Raw genomic sequence first — 14,260 nt, forward strand, 5'->3', positions numbered from 1 at the left:
TAATTATGAACAGCAACTTAGATAATCAAATCAATAAGGGTAAGGGATTTTTCACCGATGAGGCGAAAAACATGGAGATATTAATACATGAAATTGAGGATGCTTTAGGCCGAAATAAGAATCAGTTTCCTAATTTTTCAATACAGGATGGTTGGTTAGGTCAAGCACTGTTTTATTGTTATTATGCCAGGTTTACCGATAATGATAATTGGTTTGGGAAAGTTGAGGATGCAATGAATAAATCTCTAGAAGTTGTTGATTATGCTTACTATAAGCGAATATACCCTACGGATTCTTACGATCATAACCTTGCTAGTTTAGGTAAGTTTTATTCCTTATGTACCCAGAATGGCTTTTTGGATATGGATTATTGTTCTTACTTGAAACCTATAAGTGAAACCCTGATTGAATTATGCAGAAATAAAATAAGGCATAAAGATTTTAGTTATTTTTCAGGTGCACTTGCAGCTGGACACTATTTTCTATTTCAGGAATGTAACAATGAAGTTTCAAAAACTATTATTGAGGAGATTGTTATTGGGATAAAGGAGTCAGCAATTGCAGATGAAAAAGGCGGGTTGTATTGGAAGAGCCCCAAACTTTACAATCGAGTTTACTTAGGGTTGACTCATGGATCCGCTATGATTGTTTCATTTTTGGCAGCAGTATATGAACACGGAATATTGAAAGAAGTTTGTGCCAAGCTAATGCATGGGGCTTTGTTGCATATAATAAGCATTAAGCGGGATTATGGGACACGTTTGTTCCCTTATTACATTGGAGAGGATTCCAATAAATCTCAGTTTTCTTTATGCTACGGTGATTTGGGGGTAGCATTCGGGATTTTGAGAGGTGGGGCTATTTTACAGGATCATGAAATTCTTAAAGAGGGGAAATTAGTGATGGATGCATGTATGAAGAAAAAACATGAAGATCACCAAACTTTCGACGCGAGCATAACATATGGAGCAGTCGGGATCGCTCATGTTTTTGAAAAACTAAGTAGGTTGTTTCCCGAAGAGAAAGCCTATGAACAATCATATAGATATTGGATACATCAAGTTCCTAAATACCGTACTCACAACAAAGAGAATACAGCAGGGTTTAATTCTTTTATCTCCAACTATTCTCCCCATTTTGATTATTCCTTTTCCTGGGGTATTTCTGGAATAGGTGTCAGCCTTATGCATTATTTAAGAAAAGATGGAATACCTTCCTTAGATGGTTTTACTTGTGTGATATGACGATGTTTAAGGTTGATAAAAATGTAAATCAAGTTGTTTCAAAGCTAGAGCGATTAAGCCTATTTGATACTGATGGATTAGATTCACTTTATAGTGGGAATCTTGGTAGAGCCGTAGCTAATACAGTGCTTTTTGATTTCTCCAATAATGAACTTTATTTCAATAGAGCCTTGGAAATTTTCCAATTTTCAATTGATAGATTAGGGGATTCTAATGGCATACGGTTTTCGACAGCTTTGAGTAATGGTTTGAGCGGCTTGGGTATGGTTGGGTTGGTATTAGAGAGAAAAAGTGATGGAGAGGTATCTTCTAATTTTGAATTGTTGATTCAATGGTTAGCGAAGAATATATTTGACAAAGCTCTTATTGAAATCAAACAGGGAGATTTGGATCCTCTACATTCCTCTATTGGAGGATTATATTTTTTGGCAAAATATGCTCAAAGAAATAAAGCAAAAGGTAAACAGTATTTAATTGAACTGTTGGAAACACTTTATTTGGAGTTGAATCAGAACAAGTTTGGGTACTACCTTCTCAACAAAAGATATATGAAGGGGGGTACAGCAAATATTGAAATTGGATTGGGACATGGTCTTTGCGGAATCATTCTTTCTTTAATTGAAGTATACGCTGTGCTAAATGATGAAATGTCTAGGGAGTTAATAATTAAATTGACAAAGTTTTTAGAAAGAACATATACTTCTTATCATCAAAGTGAAGAAAAGTTCTTATTTCCTAGATCAGTATCTATAAGTGGTGAACCAATTTCTCAGGAAGTTCGGAGAAATCATAACATAGGGTGGTGTTCAAGCGATCTTATTATAGGATATACATTTTTAAAAGCTGGAAAAATTTTAGATGATCAAGACCTTGAAGCCTGGGGGAATAAAGTGCTGTTCGGCTTTTTATGCTATGACACAAACAAACTTCCAATACCTGATGCAATTTTCTGTCATGGATATTCCGGTGTCTCTTGGGTTTTAAGAAAGTGTTTCTATGCTACTGGGCAAAAAAAATTTTTAGAAAAATCTGATTTTTGGTTAGAAAAAGCACTTTTTTGCCCGAAAACCTACAAGAAGGAAGGGTTACTTGAAGGAGACCTTGGGATTTACACTACGATTTTGGGGAGTATGATGAATCACCAAGGTTGTTGGGATGAAATATTTCTTTTATAACATAAACTATTGTTAATATGAAAATCGGTGTTTTAGAATTTGGTTTTGGAGGAAAGGAAGAGAATAGCCTTGTTAAATTGAGAAATGTTTTCGATTTCGCTCTGCAGGCTGATGAGCTTGGTTATGAAAGATTCTGGCTAGCAGAACATCATATGTATAGCCGACGCCTAGCTTGGGGTAACCCTATATCTTTGGTGCCTGTTATTGCTGGTTTTACTTCTAGAATTAAAGTGGGTACAGGAGGGGTGTTGCTCAGGGTACATAATCCGTTGGATGTTGCTTCCCAATTTAAATTATGGAATAGTATTTACAATGACAGGATTGATTTGGGCTTAGCCAATGGAGGGTCTTTTAATAATGAGATGTTTAGAGTGACAAACCCAGAAAAAGAAACATTTGAGAATCGACTTAAAGACTTGGTGGGGTATCTTTTGGATGAGGAGAGTTTACTTGAAAAACAAATTGTTATTCCCCCATATTCAGGAAGTGTGCCAGATATATGGGGTCTCAGTACTTCTGCTTTTGGTTTTCATAGATCCTTAAAGTTTGGGATGAATTATGTTCGATCTGTTTTTCATGAAAAAGCAGAGTTGGATCCCAATCCTGAAGGCTTATTACAGTTTAAGAAAGATTTTGAAAATACGCATCATAGAAAGGTGAAAACTATTCTAGCGGTTTCTGGTATCTGTTTAAAAGATCCAAGAAAATTAAGAGATGTAAAGAAGGAGGCATTATCGGGAGAACAAAATCATTTCATTGGTGATTTAGCTTATTTTCGGGATAAACTTCCAGAATTGGCAGAGAAGTATCAAATGGATGAGATTTTGTTTCGGGTTATGAATTTAGGACAGGAAGAAAAGCTAGAGACCTTAGAGTCATTGGCTGAGTTTTTAGGTGATTAATTTTGATAACATAGTTTTCCCCCTTTTGACCTTAACAATATCATTTCCATTTCTTTCTGATTTCCCTTAGAGATGAATACATTTTCTCATTGTCTAAAATTAGTACTGAAACAATCTTGTTGATAAATATCAGTCAGTCTAGTCTCCATTCGGAATTCTTGTTGTACATTTTTGATAGTTTGATAAATTAGTTTCAAAAATCCTGTTTTTTGTCAAAAGGCATTTGATCATTGTTGGTTTTCCAATGTTTGGTTCGTTTATGTTCTTTAAGCGTATATGTTTCAATAACTAGAGTAATTAAGGTTATTAACTGTTAATCTTCTTTAAACTGGCTATAAATTTCAAAATTAAGAGCCGCCAGCTTTTATCAAATGTTAATCGTTTTTTATTTCATACAGGTTCCTTTAATGATTACATTCCGATCTAAAGTATTTTTAATCACTAAAATTTGAACTTAATATTCATTTACATTTTTACATGTAATTTTAAATGTTTGTACTGTCTATGTTGTCAAGCATCTTGTATTCTATAAAACAGAACAAATATTATGATGTTTTATCATGGTCAAACTGAACCCAATTAATTTTTTTTGGCAGTATAGAAAAGGATTCTATCACAAATTATTAATTGATCTACAAGATTCTTTTATTGGAATAAACAGTGTTTAAAAATAGTTAAAAGTACCCTTAAACTTGAGAGCCACTGTAAGAAATATGTATAGTATTCTTTTAATATCAACATCAGTGCTGAGTTTTATGTCGGAATAGCGTAACACGATTTTTTTAATTTTTTTAGATCAAATGTTAAAAGGCTGATTTAAATGATTGGTCTAGAGTTTTTCGAGGTTTGTCTAATTAATTCTTAGGAGTGAAGCCAAATAAATAATTTCAACTCATTGATTAATCAATAGCTAATTAAAATTTATGTTTTACTAATAACTAAAAAAGTTATGAAAAAGAAAAAAATGAATCCTCTGGATTTGAACAAGGAAACAATCGCTAAACTTGATGAAAAACAACTTGAAGCTTTAGCTGGAGGTGCTGGAGATCCTGATGAGCAGGATGAAGCAACTGCTTGTATCACAACAAAAAACACTGGGAACTGTGGTGGATGTTGTGGGACAAAAGTAGAAGAAGAGGCGGTTGGTTAAAAAGGTTTATACTTTAACATATTTCCTCAAGAGGTAAGGTTGTTTTTCATGAAATAATCTTACCTCTTTTCCAAAGCAATTTAAACCAATTTATACGAAAGGATTTTGAAATAATTAGCCTTGATAATAGACATAGAAGTACTGATTAACTAAGGCTTGAAAAATCTTTTTAAACAATAACAATCAAGTGAACTAATTATGAAAAAGAGAAAATTAAATCTTCTTGACCTGGATAAGGTAACCATAGCAAGGTTGGACGAAAAACAATTAGAGGCTTTAGCTGGTGGAGCCGGCGACCCTGATGAGCAAGATGAAGCTACTCGCTGTTTTTTAAGTAAAGAGACAAAAGCTTGTAACGATTGTTGCAATACTGAAGTGGTGGACATGGTATGATAGCGAATAATTGACAGAACCTATTAAGATAAAAAACTCATGAAATCAATAAGCTTAGAATCGACTGGAAGATACCTGTTAAGATGTCCTAGTAAACCTGTTGAGGAAGTAGATCGCTTTCTTGAGTTGTTGGTAAATATACCTTCGCAGGATTACAAGAAATTTCTCAGTGATAGTTTGACTCCGCTTAAACGTGCTCTTTTCATTGCTTCTCCAGACTTTGTAAGTTTTTGTGAAAGCGTTGTTACAAAGGAGGATTGTAATCCAGAGGCAGAAAAAAAGCTAGTAATTACTTTATATAAGTATTTAAGCAGAATGGCTACTCGCTGTACCCCCTTTGGTTTGTTTGCAGGAAGTGCTCTTGGGCAAATAGATGAGCTCACAAACATTTCATTTTCAGACAATAAACAACAAATACGCAGCCGGTTAGATATGCACTATGCAGCGGCTATGGGAGAATACCTGAATAGCTTACCCAAGCTAAGGGAAAACATTAAATTTTCTCTAAACGACACACTTTATAGGGCAGGAGACAGGTTCAGGTATGTGGAGTTTCAATACTCAGAAAGAAAAAGAGAATATATTATTTCCGCGATCAAGGGTGCCGAGATTATCAAGAGTATTGTTGATAAATTTCAAAATCCCTTTTATTTGGATGAGTTAAGGCTTTTTTTGGTTGCAAGAGGGATTGAGAATGAACAAGCGGATGCGTATGTTCAACGCTTATTGGAATCACAGATTATTTTAAGTGAGTTGCAGCCCAATGTTACAGGGGACACATTTTTTGATAGATTAATTTCTTCAGTGGAGGAAATCGGAGGGATGGAAGAAATTTTGGGAGATTTAAAGGAAGCTAATAGAATTATCTCTGAGGAGGATTGGAGTCCGGAGAATGGGGTAAAGCTTCAGTCTCTATTATCCAAATATGTAAACTCAGGGGTAAAAGACTTAATTCAGTCAGATTTATTTTTTCATTTCAGAAAAAATGAACTCCCAAGCCATGTTTTTGAAGATATTTTAAAGATGATTGAGCACGTGGCTGTTGTTAGAAAACCATATGTTTCTAAAGCTTTAGATGGGTTTATTAACAAATTCCAGACACGTTATGAAGATAGGGAAATTCCATTATTGATTGCTCTTGACCCTGAGGTTGGAGTAGGATATGGTAATAATGTTTCTGGAGAAGTGGAATACATGCCGTTGATTGAAGGGGTTAATCCGCCAAGAAAAACTCTGGAAAGAGCATTTACGCTCAGTGAGCAAGAAAAGCGTTATTTTGATAAACTTTATAAGGCTATTTCTAATCAGGAAAAGGTTTTTATGATCGATCCTACTGACTCGCCTAACAATGAAATAGAGAATGCTAGGTTACCCAGAAGTATGTTTTTATTTGGGAGTTTACTTGCATCTTCACAAGAAGATTTGGATCGAGGGGAGTTTCAGTTTTTGGTAAAATCGATATCTGGGCCGTCGGCGGGGAACTTAATTGGAAGATTTTGCTACAGTAGTGAGGAACTGACATCAACTGTTAAGAAGCTTCTTGAAGATGAACAACAATATGAGTCAGATGCAGTTTTTGCAGAAATCGTACATCTCCCTGAAGCCAGGGTAGGAAATGTTATAATGCGTCCAACCTTAAGGGAATATGAGATTCCAATTTTGACGGGTAGTACAGTTAAATCCGAACATGTGATCCCTTTAGACGATCTGATGGTATCTGTTCGGAATGGCAATGTAGTACTGAGGTCTAAGCGATTGAATAAAATAGTTAAACCTCGTCTAACCAGCGCTCATAATTATCAAAAAGGGCTTCCATATTACAGGTTTTTATGTGATCTACAGGGGCATAGCTATCAGTCATTAGATCTTTGGACATGGTCTCACTTTGAAGGCTCTTCATATTTGCCTCGTATACAATTCGGTAAGTTGATACTAAAAAGAGCAAGGTGGATCATGAAAAAATCCGAATTGAAACAGGATAGAAATAGTGCATCCAAAGTAGATGAAAAGCTTTTTTTAGCTCAACTTATATCTGAAAAAAGCATACCAAACAAGGTGGTTATTGTAGAAGGGGACAATGAGCTACTCGTAGATTTATCTTCGGAATTAGGATTGGGAATTTTAGCAAATATCCTTAAGAAAAAAGACGTTCTATTGAAGGAGTTTCTCTATCAACCTAAAAATTGTTTTATCAAAGATAGTAGCGGAAGTTATGCAAATGAGTTGATTGTGCCTCTGGTTAGCAAATCACATATCAAAGAAATACAAAATGGGAATCCCATAGTTTCAAGTAGTCAAATCAAACGTGAATTTTCAGTTGGAGAAGAGTGGTTATATTTTAAAATTTACACAGGGAATAAGACAGCAGATACCATTTTGACAGAAGTGCTAAAACCATTGGTGACTGAATTTTTAGATAAGGGTTTGATAGAAAAATGGTTTTTTCTTAGGTATAATGAACATGGGGAACACCTACGTGTACGTTTTTACCATTCCCAAAACTCAGCGTTCTGGCCACAAGTTATTTCTGAGATAAACGAAAGATTGAAACCATACATCAATCAAGGATTAGTCTATAAGATTCAATTAGATACCTATCAGCGTGAAATTGAAAGGTATGGGGTTGAAACTATGGAGTTGAGCGAAACATTGTTTTTTAATGACAGTCAGGCAATATTGTCATTTATTGATTTGATTGAAGGTGATATCGGTGAGAAGTATAGGTGGTTGTTTGCCTTGTTGAATGTAGATATGTTACTAGAGGATTTTGGGTTGTCACTTTATGAAAAGTTTCAATTGATATCCCAATTGAGAGAGTATTTTTTAAATGAAACGAACAAGGGGAAAGAATCAAAAAAAATATGGATTAGCATGAACAACCAATATCGTCGGTATTCAAAAGAAATTTATTCTTTGCTTGAAAAAAAGACTTGTGTTGGGGAAGATATAGAAGAGGCAATGAGCTGTTTTGTAGGAAGATCAGACAAAAACTCGATCCCTTTAGCTGTTTTAAAAGAAAAGTTATCAGAAAATATGAGAGGCGGAGTATCGCTATTTGCGTTTATAAGTAGCCACGTACATATGACTTTGAATAGGACATTTCTTGCTAAACAGCGGATTCATGAAACAGTGATTTATCATTTTCTGGCCAAGTTTTATGATTCAAAAATTTCCAGGCTACAAAAAATGGAGAAATGTAAAAAGGAGAGTCAAATTATAGGATGTTAATTATGAATAAAATTAGAAATATTTTAGGATTGGTATTGTTGGTTGGGATAACAACAATTGAAATGTGTAGGGCTCAGGAGGTGTTGGAATACCAGAAACCATCGGAGACAGTTATGAAACTATTATCCAATCCAACACTGCAAGAGAAATTAAGTCCAGATAAAAAATATGTTTTGACATTGGAGTCTAGCGAAAATAGTGAGGTGTTTCTATCTGAGGGTGAAATTCATCATTTAGCGGGAATCAAATTTGAAGCGAAAACTCAACTGTCCCCTGATTTAAAAGTGTTTACGGCCATTTCTATAAAAGAAGCAGGTACCCAAGAAGAAGTGTCAATAGCGGGAATGCCACAAGAAGCTTTTCTTTTGGATGCTCAATGGTCACCAAACAGTAGGTATGTTGCACTAGTAATGTTTGAGGGGTATACAGCATCACTATGGTTGGTTGATTTGCATGATTTCTCTTGTAAAAGACTTTTAAATAGGCAGCTCGGTTTTTCATTGGTAAGTGAAAAATTGATTGAATGGGAAGGAGGCAGTCAATTTTTGATATGTGCTGTAAAGTCTCAAGAAAATATCGAGAAACCTATTCAGGAAAAAACACTTAAAAAACCTGTTATTCATGAAAGTACAGGACAGCGAATAGTTCAGAGGTCATATCATGGGTTGTTAAAAAGCGAATTTGATGAGAGAATGTTTGATTTCATAGGTTCGAGCCAGTTGGTACGTATAGGTGTCAATGGACTGATTGAGGAAATTGGACAAGTTGGAATACTTTTGGATTTTGATATTTCACCAGATGGTCAATATGTTAAAGCCCACTTTGCGAAAAAACCTTATAGTTTTAATTATACAGTACATCGTTTTCCTTCCAATATTGAGATATTTCAAATAGGAAGTGAAAGTAGGAAAGAGATTCAATTGTCGGCTGTAACAAGACCATTGGGAAGAGATGCAGCTTATGACGTTCCAAGAGGATTTCAATGGAGAAGTGACCAAGATGCTTCACTGTTTTGGGTAGAAGCCCTTGATGGCGGAGATCCAGAGCGAGATGTAAAGGTAAGAGATCGAGTAGTAGAATGGGGTGCTCCATTTGAAGATAATCCCAAAGTAATTGCAAATCTGGGTAACCGATTTGATAGAATGTATTGGATCAATGATAGTTTAGCCGTAGTAACGGAAAAATGGTGGAAAGATAGACGTATGAGATGGTTGTTATTGAACCCTGTGCAAGCAGCTATACTAGATACGCTAACCACATATTCGTCCGATAGTTATTTTGAAGGGCCTGGTAGGCCAATGTGGAAGAAAGAAGGGGGGAGGAGAAGTTTGTTATTTATCGATGATTGCATTTTGGTAAGTAGAAACACATATGATGAAGAGCATGGTGTTTTGCCTGTTTTGGAAAAATGGAATATTTTCAATGGAGAACGTAAAACTGTATGGAAATCATCCCCCCCCTATTTTGAAACGGCAGAGGCTTGGGTGGGAGATTATGAAAATGTGAAAATTATTATTTCCAGACAAGGCCAAAGACAGCCTAGGCATTTGGTTATGCTGGACTTAAAATCTTCAGATGAAGCTATCCTTACAAAAGGTGATGTTTCAAAGGAATTGCTGATGGAGGGTGTAATTGAGCAAGAACTAGAATTCCGGAGATCTGATGGAGTTACGCTGCAAGCCACACTTTATTATCACAAAGATAGTCTTCAAAACAGAGGGAAGTTGCCCGGATTGGTATATGCATATCCTGTTGATTTTCAGGAAAAGGAGAAGGCTAGCGAAGTGTTTTGGTCACCTTATTTTTATGCTTATGCGCTAAACTTCCAAAAAATTTTAGCCTTCTCAGGTATCGCTGTATTGGATTATGCTTCTTTTCCTGTGATTGCGGAGGGGGGCAATTATCCCAATGATTATTTTTTGGAGCAAATCCAATTAAATGCCATTGCAATTGCGCAAGCTTCAGCCAATACATCAGTGGTAGATACTACGAATATGGCGGTAATGGGTCACTCATATGGGGCTTTTTTAGTTGCAAACCTATTAACTCATTCAAAATTGTTTAAGACAGGTGTAGCTTTGAGTGGGGCTTACAACAGATCACTGACTCCGTTTGGCTTTCAACGTGAATATAGAACCTATTGGGAAGCACAAGAATTGTATCATAATATTTCACCTTTTCAACAAGCTAACAAGCTTCAAAGTCCAATTTTATTGATACATGGTGAGGATGATAATAATCATGGGACGCAATACCAGCAGAGTGTGCGGTATTACGAGGCTTTGAAAGGCTTAGGGAAAACTGTAAGGTTTGTGTCTTTGCCATATGAAGGACATGTATATCAAAGGAAAGAGTCAAAGGCACATGTGTATTGGGAAATAGACAATTGGTTGCAAAAGCATCTTCGTAAAGACGAGAAATTTTTTTCAAGAAAAGAAGCTTTATCGGAAGAAGGATATAATCTGTCGAATAAATTGATGCCTTTGTCTAATTAAATTTATTTACTTGGTATTGATGTATAACTTAAGTACACAAACAAAAAGTCAACCTAAATCAATGAGATTAATATAATCCTTAGAACATGCTAAAGGATATTGATTTTATTGTTCACCAGCAGAATATACTATGTATTTACAACTAAATATAAATCTTGACAAATGAGAAAGCTGTTTAAAACAAATTTCAAACAAAGAATTGATGATTTCGAAAAAGTGGCAATAGGAAAAGAGGAATCGGCTAAGTTACTTGGTGGATTTAAGGAGTACAAGCCAATTATCTATGATCATGAATTTAAAGAGATGAAGCCATTAAAAGTAAATAATTTGCTTATCGGCTCTAATGGACAAGATTAACATAAATTTATTTAACATGAAAAAAAGAGAGAAAACAAAAGATAAAAAAAAACTACAGGAGCTAAAGAAATTAGGACTGTTTGGAGATGGGGAGAAAGAGGATAAGTCCCAAAATCTGGATAATTTAACTGGAGGGGTTCAAGACACAACTGTAGAGACAAACTGGCCTACAACTAGTAAATAACAATAAAAAAGATGGGTAAATTTAAATTTTTTAAACAATTGGATTATATGGACTGTGGCCCAACCTGTTTAAAGATGGTTGCATCTTTTTACGGAAGCGAATACACCTTAGATTATTTGAGGTCTATTTCCTATATAACAAAAAATGGCGTGAGCTTTTTGGGGCTAAGCGAAGCGGCAGAGAAGCTGGGTTTTAGGACATTGGTTGGGAAAATATCTTATGAACAATTGATTAAAGAAGTCCCCCTTCCATGCATTTTGCATTGGAATCAAGAACATTTCGTAGTGTTATATGATGTCCAACATAAATCTTGGTTTCGAAAGGAAGATAAATTAATCGTAGGAGACCCAGGACATAATCTTGTTTCGGTTGACAAAGAGACTTTTAAAAAGTGTTGGGTAAGTACGGAGGATCAAAAGGGAGTGGCTTTATTGTTGGAAACAACCCCCGAATTTTATAACAAAGATCACCATTCTGAAAAAAAAGGTAGTGGTCTTGGGTTTTTATTACAGTATTTACTGCCCTATAGAGTATACTTTTTTCAGATTTTTTTGGGGATGATTTTAGCCAGTTTCATCAGTATGTGTTTTCCTTTTTTAACACAAAGTTTGGTTGATTTTGGTATCAATAAACAGAATGTTGATTTTGTTTATCTTGTTTTAGTTTCTCAATTAGTTCTATTTCTTGGCAGTATAAGTGTGAACTTAATTCGTAACTGGATTTTGTTGCACATCAGTACTCGAGTCAGTATAACTATCATTTCCAATTTTTTAATCAAATTGATGAAATTGCCCATCAATTATTTTGAATCCAAGAATATAGGGGATATTACCCAACGGATTAATGACCACCATAGAATTGAGAATTTCCTTACTGGATCCACATTAAGTACGCTTTTTTCATTGGTTAATTTGATTATTTTTTCTTTTGTATTAGGTGTTTATAACCTTCAGCTATTACTTGTCTTTTTTTTGGGAAGTAGTGTTTCGATATTATGGATTTTTATTTTCCTGAAAAGAAGGAGAAACATTGATTACAATAGGTTTCAAAGAGCTAGAGAGAACCAAAACAGCATTTATGAGATAATTACAGGGATGCAAGAAATCAAATTATATAATGGCCAAAAATCTAGAAGGTGGGAGTGGGAAAGAATACAAGCTAAATTGTTCAGGATAAATGTCAAAAGTTTAGCTTTAGAACAGTATCAAGAAGTAGGGGCTTCATTTTTTACACAATTGAAGAATATTATTATCTCTTTTATGGCGGCAATGCTAGTAATAAATAATGAGATTTCCCTCGGAGTTATGCTTAGTATTTCCTACATCATTGGCCAAATGAATGGTCCTTTGAATCAGATAATACAATTTGTCAAAGTTGTGCAAGATGCTAAAATAAGTTTGGAAAGATTAGGGGAAATTCATGATAGGCAAAATGAGGAAGAAGACACTAAAAGTGATGAAGCAGGTTTGGAACAAGAAGATTCAGGACTTTCTCTTAATCAGGTGTTTTTTGCTAGAGGTTTGAATAGTCATTTTAAAGAGGGGATAACTCTTGAAAATGTAAGTTTCAGATATGGCTCTTCTAGGTCACAATTAGTGATTAAAAACATCAGCTTAAATATTCCTAAAGGTAAAGTTACCGCCATAGTTGGGGCAAGTGGTAGTGGAAAGACCACTTTGTTAAAATTATTGCTAAAATTCTATCCTCCAACAGAGGGGGGGATTTTGGTAGATGGAATTAATCTTCAGAATATTTCTGCAGAATTATGGAGGGGGAAGTGTGGAACTGTTATGCAGGATGGTTACGTGTTTTCTGATTCCATTGCTAGAAACATTGCATTAGATGGTAATAAAATAGATGAAAAGAAATTGATGAATGCTGTATATGTTGCAAATGCCCATGATTTTATATCTAAACTCCCTCTGGGGTTTACTACAAGGATAGGAAATTCTGGTTCTGGATTGAGTGGTGGACAAAAACAACGTGTATTTATAGCAAGGGCTGTTTACAAAGATCCGAAATACTTATTTTTTGATGAAGCCACAAGTGCACTTGATTCTAACAATGAAAGGGTAATTATGGAGAACCTACAAGAGTTTTACAAGGGAAGGACTGTTGTGGTAATTGCTCATAGGTTGAGTACAGTTAAACAGGCAGATCAGATCGTCGTTATGAAAGACGGAGAAATCGTTGAGATAGGTAATCATAACCAGTTGGCAGCTGCAAAGGGTTATTATTTTGAATTGGTAAAGAATCAGTTAGAATTAGGTGCTGCTTAAAAAAAAAAAACTTTGAACAAATGCCTCGTTTTCAAATAAATAATGATTTGGATTCACAAAGCCATGAAATGGAAGAGATTATTGGTGTAGTTCCACATTGGATAACAAGGTGGGGGATAGCTATCTTATCAGCGGTTTCAATAATTGGATTGTCAGTGAGTACCATCGTTAAATTTCCCGAAATGGTTACTGCTGATGTTTGGATACAAGCCAAGGAACAGCCAGGTAAGGTCTCCTTAACAAGGGATGATGCTAGTCAAGAGTTCTTGTTTCAGGTAAGTGAAGGGGATTATGTTTTTCCAGGAGACACTTTATTTATCCACAAAAATGACAAAAAGGATATTTTCAATCCCATCATTACTCCAATGCAGGGGACAGTATATATATCCAAAGGATTAGATAAAGACAATACGCAAGACTATTTAGTATGGGTAATTCCTCCTACTACAGATTTTGATGTCAAAATTCAGTATCCTGTCAAAGGAGCAGGTAAAGTTAAGGTTGGTCAAGAGGTGATTATAAGATTGACAGATTATCCAGATGATGAGTTCGGGTTTTTAAAAGGGAAAATAAGTAGTATTCATCCAGTTCCAGTAGATGATAATTATCAAGCATATGTGTCTCTTGGAGATAGAGGTTTGGTAACCCATTTAGATGTAGAGCTTCCAATTAGACATTTAATGTTTGGTTCTGGCGAGATTTTGTTAGATGACAAAACCATTTTTCGTAGAATATTTGGAAGCATGATTCCTTGACATGTACCTTTTTATTGAATTCCGTTTTGCTTGGTTACTTGACGAAAGATGTTTAAAGTAAAATTATAGATTAGAGTCTAGAAAATGTTTAAATTACT

At 35.1% G+C, this 14,260-nt stretch carries 11 protein-coding genes; all 11 read left to right on the top strand.

What is annotated here, in order from left to right; genetic code table 11:
* Positions 1–5 precede the first annotated feature (5 nt).
* The 11 genes from ACFSKL_RS01185 (at position 6) to ACFSKL_RS01235 (ending at position 14,162) form a co-directional block, all read left to right on the top strand.
* Positions 6–1,244: a lanthionine synthetase LanC family protein gene (locus ACFSKL_RS01185; protein WP_376882630.1), complete on the top strand. Its 1,239-nt coding sequence runs from the start codon at positions 6–8 to the stop codon at positions 1,242–1,244.
* A complete protein-coding gene (locus tag ACFSKL_RS01190) occupies positions 1,241–2,419 on the top strand; it encodes a lanthionine synthetase LanC family protein (protein ID WP_376882633.1) in 1,179 nt (392 codons plus the stop codon). The genes ACFSKL_RS01185 and ACFSKL_RS01190 overlap by 4 nt, the downstream gene beginning before the upstream one ends.
* Before the next feature lie 17 nt (positions 2,420–2,436).
* Entirely contained in the window at positions 2,437–3,321 is an 885-nt protein-coding gene (locus tag ACFSKL_RS01195; protein WP_376882636.1) for an LLM class flavin-dependent oxidoreductase, read from the top strand.
* 949 nt (positions 3,322–4,270) lie between these two features.
* A complete protein-coding gene (locus ACFSKL_RS01200; protein ID WP_376882638.1) occupies positions 4,271–4,471 on the top strand; it encodes a class I lanthipeptide in 201 nt (66 codons plus the stop codon).
* A gap of 198 nt (positions 4,472–4,669) precedes the next feature.
* The gene (locus ACFSKL_RS01205; protein ID WP_376882640.1) at positions 4,670–4,864 is read left to right on the top strand and encodes a class I lanthipeptide; all 195 of its coding nucleotides are present in this window, start codon (positions 4,670–4,672) and stop codon (positions 4,862–4,864) included.
* Positions 4,865–4,903: 39 nt separating this feature from the next.
* Positions 4,904–8,092: a lantibiotic dehydratase gene (locus ACFSKL_RS01210; RefSeq protein ID WP_376882642.1), complete on the top strand. Its 3,189-nt coding sequence runs from the start codon at positions 4,904–4,906 to the stop codon at positions 8,090–8,092.
* Positions 8,093–8,094: 2 nt separating this feature from the next.
* Complete coding sequence (locus ACFSKL_RS01215; RefSeq protein WP_376882645.1) at positions 8,095–10,587, top strand: alpha/beta hydrolase family protein; 2,493 nt, start codon at positions 8,095–8,097, stop codon at positions 10,585–10,587.
* A 162-nt stretch (positions 10,588–10,749) separates the two neighbouring features.
* Entirely contained in the window at positions 10,750–10,944 is a 195-nt protein-coding gene (locus ACFSKL_RS01220; protein WP_376882647.1) for a hypothetical protein, read from the top strand.
* Between the two features lie 16 nt (positions 10,945–10,960).
* Positions 10,961–11,128, top strand: coding sequence for a hypothetical protein (locus tag ACFSKL_RS01225; RefSeq protein ID WP_376882649.1), 168 nt, complete (start codon positions 10,961–10,963; stop codon positions 11,126–11,128).
* Positions 11,129–11,139: 11 nt separating this feature from the next.
* On the top strand, positions 11,140–13,407 hold the full coding sequence (locus ACFSKL_RS01230) for a peptidase domain-containing ABC transporter (RefSeq protein ID WP_376882651.1): 2,268 nt from the start codon (positions 11,140–11,142) through the stop codon (positions 13,405–13,407).
* Between the two features lie 20 nt (positions 13,408–13,427).
* A complete protein-coding gene (locus ACFSKL_RS01235) occupies positions 13,428–14,162 on the top strand; it encodes a hypothetical protein (protein WP_376882653.1) in 735 nt (244 codons plus the stop codon).
* The last annotated feature ends 98 nt before the right edge of the window (positions 14,163–14,260 follow it).

Source organism: Belliella marina (genome assembly GCF_042682445.1).
GTDB lineage: Bacteria > Bacteroidota > Bacteroidia > Cytophagales > Cyclobacteriaceae > Belliella > Belliella marina.